Source organism: Pseudomonas nunensis (assembly GCF_024296925.1).
In the GTDB taxonomy this organism is placed as follows: domain Bacteria; phylum Pseudomonadota; class Gammaproteobacteria; order Pseudomonadales; family Pseudomonadaceae; genus Aquipseudomonas; species Aquipseudomonas nunensis.
In genome coordinates this window covers 4,648,028-4,664,541 of the sequence record NZ_CP101125.1, presented here as the reverse complement: position 1 = coordinate 4,664,541, position 16,514 = coordinate 4,648,028, and the positions used below count along the sequence as shown (strand labels likewise).

Below are 16,514 nucleotides of genomic sequence, written 5' to 3'. Positions count from 1 at the left end.
CTGTTTACAGCTTGGCGTCGGCGGCCATCTGCACGTAACTCGGATCGAAGCGCAGCTTGAGGTTGCCTTTGTCGCCACTGGTCACGCCATTGGCGAACGCCATGCCGACGGCGCTGGTGTCCTTGGCGCCTTCACCCAGCAAACCGTGCTGGAAGGAAAACTCGGCGACTTTGCGCATGGTTTCCGGCAATTGCTTGCTGGTGGAAAATGCCAAGGCTTCTTTAGGCGTGGCGAACAACTTGGTGGTGTCGAGTTGCGACTGGAACCCGGCCAGGTCGGTGCCCGAGGCTTTGGCCATGTGTTCGAGGGCGGCTTTGCTCGCGGCGTTCTTGGCGTTCATCAACTCGACCACTTCAAACCAGGCGCCGGTCAGCGCTTTGCCCAGCGCCGGGTTGTCTTTGAGGGTGGCGCTGTTGACCACCATCATGTCCATGATTTCGCCGGGCACCTGGCTGGAGTTGAAGACTTCAGTCACGCCGGGTTTGGCCTTGATGTCCGAGAGCATCGGGTTCCAGGTGGTGACGGCGTTGACCTGATCGGTGTTGAAAGCGGCCGAGATGTCGGCGTCGGAGGTGTTGACCACTTTCAGGTCTTTCTCGGTGAGATCGACCGAATCGAGCGCGCGGGCCAGCAGGTAGTGGGAAACCGAGAGTTCGACGAGATTGACGTCCATGCCCTTGAGGTCGGCGACTTTCTTGCCTTCGCCTTTGAGCACGATGCCGTCGTTGCCGTTGGAGAAGTCGCTGACGATCAGCGCGGTGCTGTCGACGCCACCGGCCGCCGGAATGGTCAGCGCATCCATGTTGGTCATGGTGCAACCGTCGAACTGGCCGGCGGTGTACTGGTTGATGGATTCGACGTAGTCGTTGAGCTGCACCACATCGATCTTGATGCCGTACTTCTTCGCCCATTTGTCGACGATGCCTTGGCTGCCGGCGTATTCCCAGGGCATCCAACCGGCGTAGATAGTCCAGCACACACTGAAGTGATCTTTCTGGGCGGCGTGGGACGAGACGCTGACGAGGGCGGCGAATGCGGCGGCAAGCAGGGCGGGTAAACGAAGTCGGGTCATGGGATGGTTCTCCAGTTGATCAAGGGCGGGCAGGAGTCAACGCGGCACCGCGAACGGTGGCTTGTCTCCCGGGCTTTTGTCCCGCCGTGTAACCTCAACTGGAGGTCGCCAACTCTCGGACCAGCCACTCGCCTAAGCGAGCCGGAACCCTAGTCAGCCATTGCAAATTGTGGTGCCGCGAACCTGTGATGACTCCTGCACGCCTTTACTAAAGCGAGAGCCGTGCCAAGTCGCTGCGAGGCGTCTGGGCTGGGGGATGACGCCGACTGGCTAGTGGATTAGGGCGTGTGATTGCCTTGTCATGGTGCGCCGGCGCACCGCAATGGGCCGCTGATCCGAAGGTTTTTGCCATCGCGCACTTGATCAAGGTTTCACAGTCAAACCAGGTGTGAGTCGGCCAGTGCCGACTGCTGTCGCGGGTCTTTCAGGAGGCCGCCATGGTTTATCAAAAATGGCTTCGTCGATTATTGCTGGGCGGGGTGCTGGGCTTGGGTCTGTCGGGTTGCTACTACTACGCTGGCACCGCCGACATCTACGCAACGCCGTATTACTACCCCGGTTATTACTACTCGCCTTATTACTACGGCTATTCCTACCCCCGGTATTACGGGCGCTATCGCTACTATTACTACGGTGGCCACGGCTATTACGGCGGTCACGGACCGTGTTATTACCACGGTGGTGGCCGTTACGGTCGCCATTAAAATCACGACGGCGCTTCCACTGAAAGGAAGCGCCGTTTTTTTTAGGGCGAAGATGAAAAACCTTTCATCGGCGACTTGTATCAATGTGTTTCAAGAACGCACCAGATTCCGAAATCGATGTCTGATCTTTCGACAGTCGCCAACAATTGGCTGTCGCCTGCCAGCGTCGCTGGTGTGGCTACTCGCGGTCCAGGAGGCCGCCATGTATCGCCGAATTCTACTGCTGGTCGTGTTGAGTTTTTCCCTTGGTGCATGCGTTCCCTATTCCTACGGAGATGGAGGCAGCTACTACAGTTCTGAGGTCTACTCGTCCCCCGCGCCGGCTTACTACTCGGGCGGTGGCAGCTACTACTCGGCTCCACGCTATTACCAACCAGCACCGCGTTACTATCAGCCGGCTCCACGTTATTACTCGGCGCCGCGTTATTACCAGGCGCAACCGCGCTACTACCAGTCCCACAACCGTGGCTGGCAAGGACATGACCGAGGCGGTTGGGATGGCCGCAATCGGGGCAACTGGGACAACTCCCGTGGTCACGATGGACGCGATCATCGGGGTGGACGTGGCGATGGTAGCGACGGTCGCGGAGGCCGGGGTGGTCACCGCTGATATTTCCAACAGCCAGCAACAAAAAAGCGGCGCATTAAGCGCCGCTTTTTTTGTGCCCGGATTTCAGTAATCCGACAAATCCGCCAACGGATGCCGTCCTTCCCAGACCTTATGGAAATGCGCCTCCACCACTGCATCCGGCACATTATTGATGTCCGGCCAGTGCCAGTGCGGTTTTTGATCCTTGTCGATCAACCGCGCCCGCACGCCTTCGCTGAATTCCGGGTGACGGCAGCAGTTAAGGCTCAGGGTGTATTCCATCTGAAAAACCTCGGCCAGCGACAAATGCCGGGCCCGGGCGATTTGCTCCCAGACCAGATGAGCGGTCACCGGCGAACCCTCAGTCATGGTTTTCGCGGCGCGGCTGAGCAGCGGATCAGTGGAATCGCGCAAATGGCTGATGGCTTTCCAGGCGCAACGCACGTCGCTGACATCAAGCAATTCGTCGATCTGCTGGCGGCGCGGCAACCATTGCGCTTCGGGCATCTGTGCGACGGCTTCTTGCTGCAAGGCCTTGAGCAGGCTGTTGAGCTGCATCGAGGTCTGTTCCTGCCAGTTCAGTTGCAGCAGGCCTTCGATCAGTTCTTCCTGCTGTTCTTCGAGCAGGAAGCGATCAGCCAGGTCCAGATCGATCGCATCCCGGGCATTCATGTGCGCGCCGGTCAGGCCGAGGAACAACCCGAGCTTGCCGGGCAGCCGCGACAGGAACCAGCTGGCGCCGACGTCCGGGTACAAACCGATGCTGATCTCCGGCATCGCCAGACGGCTGCTTGGCGTGACAATCCGGATGCTCGCGCCTTGCAGCAGGCCCATGCCGCCGCCGAGGACGTAACCGTGGCCCCAGCAGATCAGCGGTTTGGGGTAGGTGTGCAACTTGAAGTCCAGGCGATATTCCGCCGCGAAGAACTGCGCGGCCAGGGGCGGCACTTCCCCGGGATGTTGGCGACAGGCTTCCACCAGGCTGCGCACTTCGCCACCGGCGCAGAAGGCCTTGGCGCCGTTGCCGCGCAACAAAACGCAGACGATTTGCGGATCCTTGGCCCAGGCGTCCATCTGGTCGCGCAGGGCGTTGATCATCGGCAAGGAGAGGGCATTCAACGACTTTTCGGCATCCAGGCTGGCGATGCCGATGCGGGCGCCGTCGGTGCCGGTGAGTTCTTCGAAGTGCAGATTCATCGTGACCTCGATCGGGAATTTGAGCGTTCAGTATGATCGCATTGCAGGAAAGTGCCGGTTCTGTGTCAGATCAATTGACAAGCCTGCCCAGCTTTCCTAGGGTTCGCCCCATTGTTTTTGCCGGGTATGACCATGACTGCTGACGACCGTATCAAACTCGAACCGAGCTGGAAGGAAGCGCTGCGTGACGAATTCGACCAGCCCTACATGGCAGAGTTGCGTTCATTCCTGCAACAGGAGCGCGCGGCCGGCAAGGAAATCTATCCGCCAGGTCCGATGATTTTCAACGCGCTCAACTCGACGCCGCTGGACAAGGTCAAAGTCGTGATTCTTGGCCAGGACCCGTATCACGGCCCGGGACAGGCGCATGGCTTGTGCTTCTCGGTGCAGCCGGGCGTGCCGGCGCCGCCGTCGCTGGTGAACATCTATAAAGAGTTGAAGCGCGACCTGAACATCGACATCCCGAGCCACGGCTACCTGCAAAGTTGGGCCGACCAGGGCGTGCTGATGATCAACACCACCATGACCGTCGAGCGCGCGAATGCCAATGCGCACAAGGACAAGGGCTGGCAGTTCTTTACTGATCGGATCATCGAGGTGGTCAGCGCGCATCAGCCGCACTTGGTGTTCATGCTGTGGGGCGCGCATGCCCAGAGCAAACAGAAGCTGATCGATGCGACCAAGCATCTGGTGTTGACCTCGGTGCACCCGTCGCCGTTGTCCGCCTATCGCGGCTTCCTCGGTTGCGGGCACTTCAGTCGGACCAACAAGTTTCTGGAACAGAATGGCGAGACGCCGATCGAGTGGCGGTTGCCGCCGGTTTGATGCGCTGACCGTCAGGGCCCCTTCGCGAGCAAGCCCGCTCCCACATTGGATTTGTGGTGTTCACAAATCCAATGTGGGAGCCGGCTTGCTCGCGAAGCAGGCGCCTCGGTCTTATTCCGGCATTTTGTTCCAATACTTGAACAACGGCTCCGCCAGAAACAACACAAACAACAGCCGCATCACCTGCATTGCCGTCACCAGCGGAACCGACAATTGCAGGGTCTCCGCCGTCAAACTCATCTCCGCAATCCCGCCGGGCATCATGCCCAATGTCAGCGAACGCAAATCCAGATGGGTCAGCGCACTCAACCCCAGCGCCGCCGCCGTGGCGATCAACATGGTCAGAACTGTGCCAATCAATGTCCGCCCCATAAAGGACGGTGCACGCCGGAAGAACTGCCGATTGAAGTGACAGCCCAAGCCACTGCCGATCAGCCATTGGCCAATCTGGCTGCCGCCGTTGGGCAAACCGATGTGCAAATCCCAACCGATACTCACCGCCGCGCTCACCAGCAACGGCCCGAACAGCCACGGATTGGGCTGACGCAAGCGCTGCCAGACCCAGGCGAGCAGGGCGCCCGCCGGGAATAGAATCGCCAGCCAACGCCAATCAACCGCCGTGGCATGCGAGATCGGCGTGCCGTCCCCCAGCAAATACTTGAACGCTGCCGGCACGCACAACACCACCACCAGCACCCGCAGACTTTGCCCCGCCGCGACCCGGCTGAGCACCGCGCCATTACGCGCGCCGAGGTTGACCATCTCGCCGGAACCGCCCGGCATGCTGGAGAAGAATGCGGTGGCGCGGTCCTCCCCGGTGCGCCGCATCAACCAGACGCCGACCACACTGGACAGGCTGGTGACCAACGCGCCGAAGAAGATCAAACCGAAGTGGCTCAACACCTGCTCCATCACCACCGGGGTGAAGTGCAGGCCGATGCCGATGCCGACGATCCACTGGCCGCATTTGCGCCCGCCAGGGATTTCCGCCAATTGCCATGGCGTCAGGCAGCGTACCAGGATGATCGCCAGCAACGAGCCGACCATCCACGGCAGCGGCCAGCCGACCTGGCTGGCGAGGTAACCGCCGAGCAGGCCGACCAGCGGTGTTCCCCACCAGGTTTTGAAGGGACGATCAGACATCGGCAATAGCGCGCCTCGCAACCGAACGTTTACGCCAGATCCGCAGGATCGGCATCAGAAGCATAAGCGCAGTCAGCACCCAGACACCAAACGTGATCGGGCTCGACCAGAGGATTTCCAGTGCACCGTTGGAAATCGACAGGGCGCGCCGCAGGTTCTGCTCCATCAAGCCACCGAGGATGAACCCGAGCAATACCGGCGACAACGGGAAGTCCAGTTTGCGCAGGATGTAGCCGAAGATACCGATGCCGACCATCAGGAACAGGTCGAAGGTGGTGGCGTGCACGGCGTAGACGCCGATCCCGGTAATGATCGCGATCACCGGCACCAGCGCCCAGTTCGGCACGGCGAGGATGCGGGTGAAGATGCGGATCATCGGGATGTTGAGGATCACCAGCATGATGTTGGCGACGAACAACGAGGCGATCAGGCCCCAGACGATGTCCGGCTGCTGTTGGAAGAGCAGCGGGCCCGGCGTGATGTTGTACAGCGACAGCGCGCCGATCATCACCGCCGTGGTGCCCGAACCCGGAACGCCGAGGGTCAGCATCGGCACCAGTGCGCCACAGGCCGACGCGCCGATCGCGGTTTCCGGTGCCGCGAGGCCGCGCATATCACCTTGGCCGAACGTACCTTTGGCACCCGCGATGCGTTTCTCGGTCATGTACGCCACGGCGCTGGCGAGGGTTGCGCCGGCACCTGGCAACACGCCCATGATGAAGCCCAACAGGCCGCAACGGATGTTCACCACGAACACCGAAGACGCTTCCTTGAAGTTGAACATCATCCGGCCGGTGGCTTTCACCGCTTCCTGGCCGCGATGGGTTTTCTCCAGCAGCAGGAGGATTTCGCTGATGGAGAACAGGCCCAGTACCAACACGACGAACTGAATGCCGTCAGTCAGGTGGATGTTGTCCCCGGTGAATCGATACACGCCGCTGTTGGCATCGATCCCGACGCTCGACAGGAACAGGCCGATCAGCGCTGCGATAAAGGTCTTCAGCGGACGATCACCGGCCATGCCGCCGAGGCAGACAATCGCGAACACCATCAACACGAAATATTCCGCGGGTCCGAAGGCAATCGCCCATTTCGCCAGCAGCGGGGCGAACAGCACCATGCCGCAAGTGGCGATGAACGCGCCGATAAACGAACTCCATGCCGACAGCGACAACGCCACACCGGCCAGGCCTTTGCGGGCCATCGGGTAACCGTCGAGGGTGGTCATTACAGTGGAAGCTTCGCCCGGAATGTTCAGCAGGATCGAGCTGATCCGCCCGCCATATTCGCAACCCAGGTACACCGCCGCCAGCAGGATCAGCGCCGATTCCGGCGGCAGACCCAGAGCGAAGGCAATCGGGATCAACAGCGCCACGCCGTTGATCGGGCCCAGGCCCGGCAGCAGGCCGACGACGGTGCCGATCAGCGTGCCGCAGAGTGCGGTCACCAGGTTGTACGGGCTCAGCGCGACGCCGAAACCCTGGCCCAAATAGCCAAAAGTATCCATATCAGTTCTCCAGAACGTCGAGCAGGCCCAGGGGCAGCGGCACGTCCATCAACTTGTCGAACAGCAGGTAGAGACCAATGCTCATCAGCGTGGTAACGACGATGCTGGGCACCCAGCGACCGCCGTACAGGCGCGCCATCGGGATGCCGATCAGGATGCTGCTGAGAATGAAGCCCAACGGTTCGAACAGTCCGGCGAAGATCAGCAGCAAGACGATGCAGATGCCGATTTTGTTCAGGGTTTCGCGGTCGAGTTTCGGGTCGTCATCGCTGTGCACGATCGGCGTCGGGCGAAACAGCATGTACAGCAACCCCAGGCCCATCAGCCCGAGCATCAACAGCGGAAAGGCCCGAGGCCCCACGGGTTCGTAGGAAAAAGCCGCTTGATACGGCCATGCCATCAGCGCCAGGCCGACACAGATCGCCAGCAGCACCGAAGCAAAGATGCGTTGTAAGAGCATGAGGAACTCCTGGGCCGCGACCCCGCGCAAGCGAGGCCGCAGCCGCTAGACAGAGACGATCACTGGATCAGGCCGAACTCTTTGGCCAGCACTTTGTAATCCGCGACTTGCTTCTTCACGTAGGTGTCCAGCTCGGGGCCGGTCATGGCGAACGGGAACAGCTCACGCTGATCGCGCAGCTTGGCGAACTCGTCGGACGCCAGCAGTTTGTCGAAAGCGTCTTTCCACCAGGCGTAGTCTTCGTCGCTGACTTTTGGCCCGAGGTAGAAGCCGCGAACCACTGGCCAGACGATGTCGTAGCCTTGCTCTTTCGCGGTCGGGATGTCCTTCATTTCCGGCTCGTCCAGACGCTTCTCGGAGAACACCGCCAACAGACGCATGTCGCCACTCTGGATGTGCGGCATGGAGTCGGAAATATCCGTGCTGCCGACCTGGATGTGACCGCCGAGCAGGGCGGTGGCGATTTCACCGCCGCCTTCGAGGGCGACGTAACGCAGGTCACGCGGGTTGATCCCGGCAGCCTTGGCGATCAGCGCGGTTTGCATCCAGTCCTGGCTGCCGACGGTGCCGCCGGAACCGATCACCACTTTGCTCGGATCTTTCTTCAATGCTTGAACGAGATCGTCGAGGGTCTTGTAAGGCGAATCGCTTTTCACCGCGATTGCGCCGTAGCTGGTACCGACCGCTGCCAACCAACGCACGTTGGTCTCATCGAAACGCCCGAACTTGCCCTGGGCCAGGTTCAACAGCGAACCGCTGGACCACGCCACCAACGTGCCGGCATCGGCCGGACGCTGGGCGACTACCGCGTTATACGCCACCGCGCCGACACCGCCGGGCATGTAGGTCACGCGCATCGGTTTGGTCAGCAGCTTTTCATTCACCAACGCGCTTTGCGCCAGTTTGCAGGTCAGGTCGAAACCGCCGCCGGGGGAGGCCGGGGCGATGCATTCCGGGCGCTTGGGCTCGGCCATGAGGTGGCCGGCGAACAGCATGCAACTGGCGGCAAGGGCGAAACGGCGCAGTGATCGATTCATAAGTGTCTCCACGGGAGTTATTGTTTTTGGGGATGTTTCAGAAGCGGCAGTTCCGCGTCGCGCAGCCGGTCAGCGCGCGGGCAAGCGTAAACGATAGGGATCGGGAAAAGGGGTGGGGCGGGCAAATCTGGAGCTGTATGGACAGCATGGTGCAGTACCTCGTTATTGTTCTTATTGGCGAAAACGCATCAAGGCGTTTTTCGGGAGCTACATTTCAAAGCACGATTCGATGGCCGGCAGTCGAAACCATCCGTGGCCGACTCTAACGGTCGAACCTTTCACTAACCTTTCAGCTGACTTTCACGGTTATCGGGCTTCACAGCGGCGGATGCGGATGTAAACTCCGCGCCAAAGAATGGCGTCGACCATCCCTGAATGAGGTGAATATCCATGCGTGTCCTGCTCGTCGAAGACCATCTGCAGCTCGCCGAAAGTGTCGCCCAGGCGCTCAAGAGCACCGGGTTGACCGTGGATGTTTTGCACGACGGCGTGGCGGCCGACCTGGCCTTGAGCAGCGAGGAATACGCCATGGCGATCCTCGACGTCGGCCTGCCGCGCATGGATGGTTTCGAAGTGCTGGCGCGCCTGCGGGCCCGGGGCAAGAACCTGCCGGTGTTGATGCTGACCGCCCGCAGCGACGTCAAGGACCGGGTTCATGGCCTGAATCTGGGCGCCGATGATTACCTGGCGAAACCGTTTGAACTGACCGAACTTGAAGCCCGGGTCAAAGCCTTGCTGCGGCGCAGCGTGTTGGGTGGCGAGCGTCAGCAACGTTGCGGCGTGCTGGCCTATGACCTGGACACCCGGCGCTTCACCCTCGGCGAAGAATTACTGACGCTGACTTCTCGCGAGCAAGCGGTGCTTGAAGCACTGATCGCGCGTCCCGGTCGGGTGATGAGCAAGGAGCAACTGGCTTCCCAGGTGTTTGGTCTGGATGAAGAAGCCAGCCCCGACGCCATCGAAATCTACGTCCACCGCCTGCGCAAAAAACTCGACGGCCAACCGGTGGCGATCGTGACCTTCCGCGGCCTCGGTTATTTGCTGGAAAGCCGCGATGCATAAGCCCAGCAGCCTGCGATGGCGGTTGCTGTGGAACCTGGCGTCGTTGCTGGTGGTGTTGATGTTGGCCAGTGGTTTGAGCGCGTACTGGAACGGTCGCGAAGCCGCCGACACCGCTTACGACCGCACCTTGCTGGCCTCGGCGCGGACCATTGCCGCCGGGGTTTCCCAGCGCGACGGTACCCTCAGCGCCGACGTGCCTTACGTGGCGCTCGACACCTTTGCCTACGACAGCGCCGGGCGCATCTTTTATCTGGTCAACGACATCCACCAGAACCTGATCTCCGGTTACGAAAATCTTCCGCCGCCACCGCCGGGCACGCCGCGCACCGATGACTATCCGGCGCTGGCGCGTTTCTACAACGCCGTTTATCGCGGGCAGAACGTGCGCGTGGTGAGTCTGCTCAAACCGGTGAGCGAACCGAACATGAATGGCATGGCGGAAATCCGTGTCGCGGAGACCGATGAGGCGCGGGTCAGCATGGCCCGCAGTCTGGCGGCGGATACGTTGCTGCGACTGGGCATGTTGGCGATTGGCGCGTTGCTGTTGGTCTGGTTCGCGGTCAGTGCGGCGCTGCGTCCGCTGGAGCGTCTGCGCACGGCGGTGGAGGAGCGGCAATCGGACGACTTGCGTCCTTTGCCACTGGTGGAAGTGCAGCATGAATTGTGGCCGCTGGTGCGGGCGCTCAATCACTTTACCGAGCGTTTGCGCGGGCAGTTCGAGCGTCAGGCGCAGTTCATTGCCGATGCCGCGCATGAATTGCGCACGCCGCTGGCGGCGCTCAAGGCGCGCCTCGAATTGGGCTTGCGCTCCAGCGAGCCACAAACCTGGCGCAGCACCCTGGAAACCGCCGCCCAGGGCACGGATCGCCTGACGCACCTGGCCAATCAGCTGCTGTCGCTGGCCCGGGTCGAAAACGGCGCGCGGGCGATTGCCGAGGGCGGCGCGCAGTTGCTGGACTTGAGTCAATTGGCCCGGGAGTTGGGCATGGCCATGGCGCCGTTGGCTCACGCTCGCGGCGTGGCGCTGGCGCTGGAGGCCGAGGAACCGGTGTGGCTGCGCGGCGAGCCGACGTTGTTGAACGAATTGCTGAGCAATCTGGTGGACAACGCTTTGGCGCACACGCCGCCGGGGGGCAATGTGATCCTGCGCGTGACGGCACCGGCGGTGCTGGAGGTCGAGGACGATGGGCCGGGCATTCCCTTGGAAGAGCGCGATCGGGTGTTCGAGCGCTTTTATCGGCGTAATCAGCAGGTGGCTGGATCAGGTTTGGGGTTGGCGATTGTTGGCGAGATCTGTCGCGCGCATTTGGCGCAGATCAGTTTGCATGACGGGGAGCGGGCGGGATTGAAGGTTCGGGTGAGTTTTATTGCGGGGGAGTGAACACAGGACCTGTGGCGAGGGAGCTTGCTCCCGCTGGGCTGCGAAGCAGCCCCAAAACCATGCGCAACTGTATTTCTGTCAAACCGAGTTATCCGATTACGACTGCTGCGCAGCCGAGCGGGAGCAAGCTCCCTCGCCACAATTGCTTGTGTTCACAATCAATAAAACATCGACCGCGACTCTTCCAGATCCCTGCACATCGCTTCGTTCTCAGGATCAATCCCGAGCTTCTTGAACGCCGGCACATTGAACGCGTCGATACGCGCCAGCGGATGGTCAGTGTCTTTGTGGCAATACAGGCAGGCGACCTGCACCACGTCGACATAATCGACCCGTGCGGAATCACGCTTGAAATCGAGGTACTGCCCCGGCAGTTTCACCAGCATTTCTGGGAACTCCCAGACGCTGAGCAGTTTATCGCCGAGCAGCGGATGAATGCGGTCGATCACATGATTGAGGCTGACCGGGTCCGAGAGCAGCTCATAGTGATCTTCGGCGTAGGTCAGGATCGGCAACACACCAATCTGATGCACCAGTCCGCCCAGCGCTGCCTGATCAGGTTTGAGTTGGGTGTAGCTGCGGCACAGCGAGTAGCTGATCCCGGCGATTTCGAGGCTTTTCCGCCAGACATCGCGCATTTTCTGTTCCACCACCTCGGAGCGGGCGTGGAAAATCTGCTCCATCACCAGACCAATGGCCAGGTTACTGCTGTAGTTCACGCCCAACCGGGTGATGGCGGTGTGCAGGTCGGTGACTTCCTGAGTCGCACGCAGCAACGGGCTGTTGACCACTTTGATCAGGCGCGCCGACAACGCGGTATCGCGACCGATCACTTTGCTCAGGGTGCTAACGCTGATTTCCGGATCTTCAGCGGCCTTGCGAATCTGCAGGGCCACTTCCGGCAATGTTGGCAGAACCAGGTCATCGTTATCGATGGCCTCAACCAAATCCTGTTGGACCTTATCCGCCAGCTCACTCATTTCTGTTCTCTAGGGTCTTGCATAAAAATACTGCGCTCAGCGCTGGATTTCTTTATCGCGATCCAGTGCGTAGGGCAGGTCGAGCAAGTGCAAGGCAGGGCCTTCGAGCGCCGCCAAGTGGATGTCGCCTGACTCTGCTGCTTCGGCTTGCAGCACGGCCAGGAGTTCAATGTTTTGCTCGCCGCGAGCGGCAATCACCACTTCGCCAATCGAACTGTTGTGGCTCGGGGCAAACAGCTGGGTGCCGGGCTCCGGCAATTCACTACCGTCCAGCTTCAAGCGGTATAAGCGACGCTTGAGTTTGCCCAGGTATTGCATCCGCGCGACGATTTCCTGGCCGGTGTAGCAGCCCTTCTTGAAACTCACGCCGCCGACCGCTTGCAGGTTGAGCATCTGCGGGATGAACAGCTCACGGGTGCTCGGCATGACCTGGCCGATGCCTGCGCGGATCTGGCCCAGCAGCCATTGATTCAGGTCGCCTTCGGCCAGCAGGGCGGACAGCTTGCCCTTGATGGCGTCGGCCTGTTCGGCGGCGACCCACAGTTCGGCGCGGTCAGGCGAGAGGCGAATGGCGATCAGGTCGTCATTGCGTGCAACGCTGTCGGTGTCTGCCGGCAACTCAAGACCGAGGCTGCGCAGTGCCGCATCGCCATGCTCGAGGCCGAAGCGAACCCAGGCGGCGCTTTCATCGGTCAGTTTGGATTTGGAGAACACCGCGTACTTTTTCAGGTCCGCCAGTTGCGGCTCCAGCAGTTCGCTGGCCATGGCCAGGAGCACGCCGTCGCCTTGCAGCAAAATACGGAAACTCGACTGCATCCGGCCCTTCTGGGTGCAGCGGGCGCCGAGGCTGGCCTGGGTGTCGCTCAGGTAGTTGAGGTTGCAGGTCAATTGGCCCTGCAGGAATTTGCCGGCATCCGCGCCGCGAACCGCGAGAACGCCTTCGTGTGACAGGGTGCAGAAAAAAGCAGAATCGGCCATGGGTCATCGCAGGGTAAAGAGTCTGGAGGACATCATAAGGGGGCGCCCATGAAATGGGTAGTTCACAAAAGGACAGGAGGCCCGACCAAAGCCGACTGTTCGCTCAGGCTTTGGGCTGTATACTTGCCGCCTATTTGAGGAGCGCTCCATGGTCGAAGATGTTGAACTGAATCGCCTCTACTGGCACAGCCGCCGCGGCATGCTTGAGCTTGACGTGTTGCTGGTGCCGTTCGTGAAAGAGGTCTATCCGCACCTCAATGATGTCGACCGCGACTGCTACCGCAAGCTGCTCGAATGCGAAGATCAGGACATGTTCGGCTGGTTCATGGAGCGCGCCGAATCCGAAGATCCGGAGCTTCAGCGCATGGTTCGCATGATCCTGGATCGTGTCCAGCCCAAGTAACACGTTCGAATGCCGCTGGCATGCCTCGCGGCAGTTGCTGGCGGCTTACGGTTTGGCCCAGCTGTTCGCGCTGGGCTCGTTGTTTCTTCTTTCTATACCGGCCTGGGCTTACGCGCTCGGCATGTTGCTGTGCGTGGCCCACGGTTTTTGGGCATTGCCGCGCCAGATTCTGCTGACACATCCTCAGGCAATTCGCGGCCTGCGCCGCGATGCCGATGGCTGGCAATTGTGGAGTCAGGCCCAGGGTTGGCAAGCGGTGCAGTTGCGGCCGGACAGCCTGGCGCTACCGTTGGTCGTGGTGCTGCGCTTTCGTCGGCGCGGCGAGCGGCGGGTCAGTACGATTTGCGTGCCTCGGGATTCGCAGGCGGCGGATCTGCACCGACGCCTGCGGGTCCGTTTGACGTTCAGTCGACGTAGGTGGGCGGCACCAGAATAGTGTCCAGGGCTTCTGGCAACAGGTTCGGGTAGTCGAGGGTGTAATGCAGGCCGCGACTTTCCTTGCGTTCCATCGCTGACTGGATCATCAACTCGGCCACCTGGGCCAGGTTGCGCAATTCGATCAAGTCCCGGCTGACTTTATAGTTGCTGTAGAACTCATCGATTTCGTCCAGCAGCAGGCGCACCCGGTGCTGAGCCCGTTGCAGGCGCTTGTTGGTGCGTACGATGCCGACGTAGTCCCACATAAAGCGCCGCAGTTCATCCCAGTTGTGCGCAATGATCACGTCTTCGTCAGAGTCGGTGACCTGACTCGCATCCCAGACGGGCAGGGCGATCGGGATCGACACCTGCGGCAACTGCTGGAGAATGTCCGCCGCTGCCGAGCGCGCATAGACGAAACATTCCAGCAGCGAGTTGCTGGCCATGCGGTTGGCGCCGTGCAAGCCGGTGAAGCTGGTTTCGCCAATGGCGTACAGCCCCGGCACATCGGTGCGGCCCTGCTGGTCGACCATCACTCCGCCGCAAGTGTAGTGCGCTGCGGGAACCACCGGGATCGGTTGCTTGGTGATGTCGATGGAAAACTCGAGGCAGCGTTCATACACCGTCGGGAAGTGGGTCTTGATAAACGCTTCGGGCTTGTGGCTGATGTCCAGGTAGACGCAATCGATACCCAGGCGCTTCATCTCGTGGTCGATAGCCCGGGCGACGATGTCCCGTGGCGCCAGTTCGGCTCGTGGGTCGAAGCGCTGCATGAAGCGTTCGCCATTCGGCAGCTTCAAGTGCGCGCCTTCGCCGCGCAGGGCTTCGGTGATCAGGAAGCTCTTGGCCTGCGGGTGATACAGGCAGGTGGGGTGGAACTGGTTGAACTCCAGGTTCGCCACCCGGCAACCCGAACGCCAGGCCATGGCGATGCCATCACCGCAGGCGCCATCGGGGTTGCTGGTATAGAGGTAGACCTTGGCGGCACCGCCGGACGCGAGAATCACAAAGCGCGCGCCGTAGGTGTCGACTTCGCCGCTGGCGCGATTGAGCACGTAGGCGCCGAGGCAGCGATCGCCTTGCAGGCCCAGGCGCTTTTCGGTGATCAGGTCGACTGCGACCCGCTGTTCCAGCAGTTCGATATTCGGGCGCTTCTTGGCCTGATCGAGCAAGGTTCTGAAGATTGCCGCACCGGTGGCATCGGCGGCGTGGATGATGCGCCGATGGCTGTGGCCGCCTTCGCGGGTCAGGTGGAATTCGAAACCGCCGTCTTCAGTGCCGGACTGTTCATCGCGGGTAAACGGGACGCCTTGGTCGATCAGCCACTGGATGGCTTCTTTACTGTGCTCAACGGTGAAGCGCACGGCGTCTTCATGGCACAGCCCGCCGCCGGCATTGAGGGTGTCATCAACGTGGGACTCAACGGTATCGGTGTCATCCAGCACAGCGGCGACACCGCCCTGGGCCCAGAACGTCGAGCCATTGGCGAGGTCGCCTTTGCTCAATACGGCGATGCGCAGGTGACCGGGCAGGGTCAGCGCAAGGCTCAAGCCGGCAGCGCCGCTGCCAATCACCAGGACATCATGTTGAAACTGTTGGCTCATTTCAGGATTCCGCTCAAAGCGACCCGGGTCGGGGTTGGCGCAAGACACCTGGATCGGCGAGTCAGGCAGCCACACAGCCCACTAGTATATAGAGGGGGGGATCGGCACAATAGCCGGGCCTACATGGCATTGTGAAACTACTGTGACGGAATAGACCGCACGCTTCGTCGGATGTTTTTTTCGCCGGTTCGGCGACAAGACGACTGTATCGTGGATTTAACAGTCTTTTTCGCTCCACGGTTGCACAATGTCGGTTGCACCCGGCTATAAATATTTGGAACTTTTGCCAAAGGCCCAAGATCAATAGCTGGTTGCCCGAATCAAGGGGACAGTGTCGGCTTCGGAGCGGGATCTGCGGTTTGGTCCTTGCCGGCGAATCCGATGACAAGATTATTCGCGCAGCCGGGTTAACCCGAGCTGCGCTTTTCGTGCGTGCCAAATCAGAGCCCGCAGGAAACTTGCTTGGAGGGGGAGAACTTTTGCGAAAAGCCCGAGTCTATGTTTGCAAGTCTGGTCGTTTAGTTATGCAAGCCTCCTTCGAGCTTATCGAGGAGTGTTCATGCTAACCCAGGAAGAGGATCAGCAGCTGGTTGAGCGCGTTCAACGCGGCGACAAGCGAGCTTTCGATCTGCTAGTGCTGAAATATCAGCACAAAATTCTCGGGTTGATCGTGCGTTTCGTGCACGACACCCATGAAGCCCAGGATGTCGCACAGGAAGCCTTTATCAAGGCGTACCGTGCACTTGGTAATTTCCGCGGAGACAGCGCGTTTTACACGTGGCTTTACCGCATCGCCATTAACACGGCGAAAAACTATCTGGTTTCACGCGGCCGTCGGCCGCCGGATAGTGATGTCAGTTCCGAAGACGCAGAGTTCTACGACGGCGATCATGGCCTCAAGGATCTCGAGTCGCCAGAACGCGCATTGCTGCGGGATGAGATCGAAGGCACCGTCCATCGAACCATCCAGCAACTTCCAGAAGATTTGCGTACGGCCTTAACTTTACGTGAATTCGATGGTCTGAGTTACGAGGACATTGCAGCCGTCATGCAATGCCCGGTGGGTACCGTGCGCTCCCGGATTTTCCGGGCTCGGGAAGCCATCGATAAAGCCCTGCAGCCGTTGTTGCAGGAAAACTGAGACAGCGGCGACAG

Annotated in this window: 17 protein-coding genes and 1 riboswitch; of the genes, 8 read left to right on the top strand and 9 right to left on the bottom strand. The window is 60.5% G+C overall.

Going from position 1 to position 16,514, the window contains the following annotated elements; translation table 11 throughout:
- Positions 1 to 4: 4 nt before the first annotated feature.
- On the bottom strand, positions 5 to 1,072 hold the full coding sequence (locus tag NK667_RS20405) for a putative urea ABC transporter substrate-binding protein (RefSeq protein ID WP_054615876.1): 1,068 nt from the start codon (positions 1,070 to 1,072) through the stop codon (positions 5 to 7).
- A 63-nt stretch (positions 1,073 to 1,135) separates the two neighbouring features.
- Positions 1,136 to 1,236: riboswitch (guanidine-I (ykkC/yxkD leader) on the bottom strand.
- A gap of 273 nt (positions 1,237 to 1,509) precedes the next feature.
- Between NK667_RS20405 and NK667_RS20400 the strand changes: the two genes are divergently transcribed.
- Positions 1,510 to 1,776, top strand: a complete 267-nt coding sequence (locus NK667_RS20400; RefSeq protein WP_054615875.1) for a hypothetical protein — start codon at positions 1,510 to 1,512, stop codon at positions 1,774 to 1,776.
- A gap of 202 nt (positions 1,777 to 1,978) precedes the next feature.
- A complete protein-coding gene (locus NK667_RS20395; protein WP_083471354.1) occupies positions 1,979 to 2,386 on the top strand; it encodes a hypothetical protein in 408 nt (135 codons plus the stop codon).
- A 63-nt stretch (positions 2,387 to 2,449) separates the two neighbouring features.
- On the opposite strand, the gene NK667_RS20390 is transcribed toward NK667_RS20395, so the two are convergent.
- Positions 2,450 to 3,562 (bottom strand): enoyl-CoA hydratase/isomerase family protein, encoded by a 1,113-nt coding sequence (locus tag NK667_RS20390; protein WP_054615873.1) that lies wholly within the window; start codon positions 3,560 to 3,562, stop codon positions 2,450 to 2,452.
- 132 nt (positions 3,563 to 3,694) lie between these two features.
- On the opposite strand from NK667_RS20390, the gene ung reads away from it, so the two are divergent.
- Positions 3,695 to 4,387 carry a uracil-DNA glycosylase gene (gene ung, locus NK667_RS20385; protein WP_054047698.1) on the top strand — a complete coding sequence of 231 codons (693 nt, stop codon included), beginning with the start codon at positions 3,695 to 3,697 and terminating at the stop codon, positions 4,385 to 4,387.
- Positions 4,388 to 4,498: 111 nt separating this feature from the next.
- Here the strand turns inward: ung and NK667_RS20380 are convergent, their stop codons facing one another.
- The 4 genes from NK667_RS20380 to NK667_RS20365 are packed head-to-tail and all read right to left on the bottom strand — an operon-like array spanning position 4,499 to position 8,534.
- The gene (locus NK667_RS20380; protein ID WP_054615872.1) at positions 4,499 to 5,530 is read right to left on the bottom strand and encodes an AbrB family transcriptional regulator; all 1,032 of its coding nucleotides are present in this window, start codon (positions 5,528 to 5,530) and stop codon (positions 4,499 to 4,501) included.
- Complete coding sequence (locus NK667_RS20375; RefSeq protein ID WP_054046736.1) at positions 5,523 to 7,037, bottom strand: tripartite tricarboxylate transporter permease; 1,515 nt, start codon at positions 7,035 to 7,037, stop codon at positions 5,523 to 5,525. The genes NK667_RS20380 and NK667_RS20375 overlap by 8 nt, the downstream gene beginning before the upstream one ends.
- 1 nt (position 7,038) lies before the next feature.
- Positions 7,039 to 7,497, bottom strand: a complete 459-nt coding sequence (locus tag NK667_RS20370) for a tripartite tricarboxylate transporter TctB family protein (protein WP_054615871.1) — start codon at positions 7,495 to 7,497, stop codon at positions 7,039 to 7,041.
- A gap of 59 nt (positions 7,498 to 7,556) precedes the next feature.
- A complete protein-coding gene (locus tag NK667_RS20365) occupies positions 7,557 to 8,534 on the bottom strand; it encodes a Bug family tripartite tricarboxylate transporter substrate binding protein (RefSeq protein WP_054615870.1) in 978 nt (325 codons plus the stop codon).
- Between the two features lie 390 nt (positions 8,535 to 8,924).
- Between NK667_RS20365 and NK667_RS20360 the strand changes: the two genes are divergently transcribed.
- Positions 8,925 to 9,596: a response regulator gene (locus NK667_RS20360; protein WP_054046730.1), complete on the top strand. Its 672-nt coding sequence runs from the start codon at positions 8,925 to 8,927 to the stop codon at positions 9,594 to 9,596.
- A complete protein-coding gene (locus NK667_RS20355) occupies positions 9,589 to 10,977 on the top strand; it encodes a sensor histidine kinase (protein WP_054046729.1) in 1,389 nt (462 codons plus the stop codon). The genes NK667_RS20360 and NK667_RS20355 overlap by 8 nt, the downstream gene beginning before the upstream one ends.
- Before the next feature lie 158 nt (positions 10,978 to 11,135).
- On the opposite strand, the gene NK667_RS20350 is transcribed toward NK667_RS20355, so the two are convergent.
- Positions 11,136 to 11,957: an HDOD domain-containing protein gene (locus NK667_RS20350; protein ID WP_054046727.1), complete on the bottom strand. Its 822-nt coding sequence runs from the start codon at positions 11,955 to 11,957 to the stop codon at positions 11,136 to 11,138.
- A gap of 36 nt (positions 11,958 to 11,993) precedes the next feature.
- Positions 11,994 to 12,935: a CAF17-like 4Fe-4S cluster assembly/insertion protein YgfZ gene (gene ygfZ / locus NK667_RS20345; protein WP_054615868.1), complete on the bottom strand. Its 942-nt coding sequence runs from the start codon at positions 12,933 to 12,935 to the stop codon at positions 11,994 to 11,996.
- A 148-nt stretch (positions 12,936 to 13,083) separates the two neighbouring features.
- Between ygfZ and NK667_RS20340 the strand changes: the two genes are divergently transcribed.
- Positions 13,084 to 13,338, top strand: coding sequence for an FAD assembly factor SdhE (locus tag NK667_RS20340; RefSeq protein ID WP_007944081.1), 255 nt, complete (start codon positions 13,084 to 13,086; stop codon positions 13,336 to 13,338).
- The gene (locus NK667_RS20335; RefSeq protein ID WP_054615867.1) at positions 13,322 to 13,774 is read left to right on the top strand and encodes a protein YgfX; all 453 of its coding nucleotides are present in this window, start codon (positions 13,322 to 13,324) and stop codon (positions 13,772 to 13,774) included. Before NK667_RS20340 ends, NK667_RS20335 begins: the two co-directional genes overlap by 17 nt.
- Here NK667_RS20335 and nadB read toward each other — a convergent pair.
- Positions 13,743 to 15,359 (bottom strand): L-aspartate oxidase, encoded by a 1,617-nt coding sequence (nadB, locus tag NK667_RS20330; RefSeq protein ID WP_054615866.1) that lies wholly within the window; start codon positions 15,357 to 15,359, stop codon positions 13,743 to 13,745. The two genes, NK667_RS20335 and nadB, sit on opposite strands and share 32 nt — an antisense overlap.
- Positions 15,360 to 15,918: 559 nt before the next feature.
- On the opposite strand from nadB, the gene rpoE reads away from it, so the two are divergent.
- Positions 15,919 to 16,500, top strand: a complete 582-nt coding sequence (rpoE, locus tag NK667_RS20325) for an RNA polymerase sigma factor RpoE/AlgU (RefSeq protein WP_007944079.1) — start codon at positions 15,919 to 15,921, stop codon at positions 16,498 to 16,500.
- Positions 16,501 to 16,514: the final 14 nt, after the last annotated feature.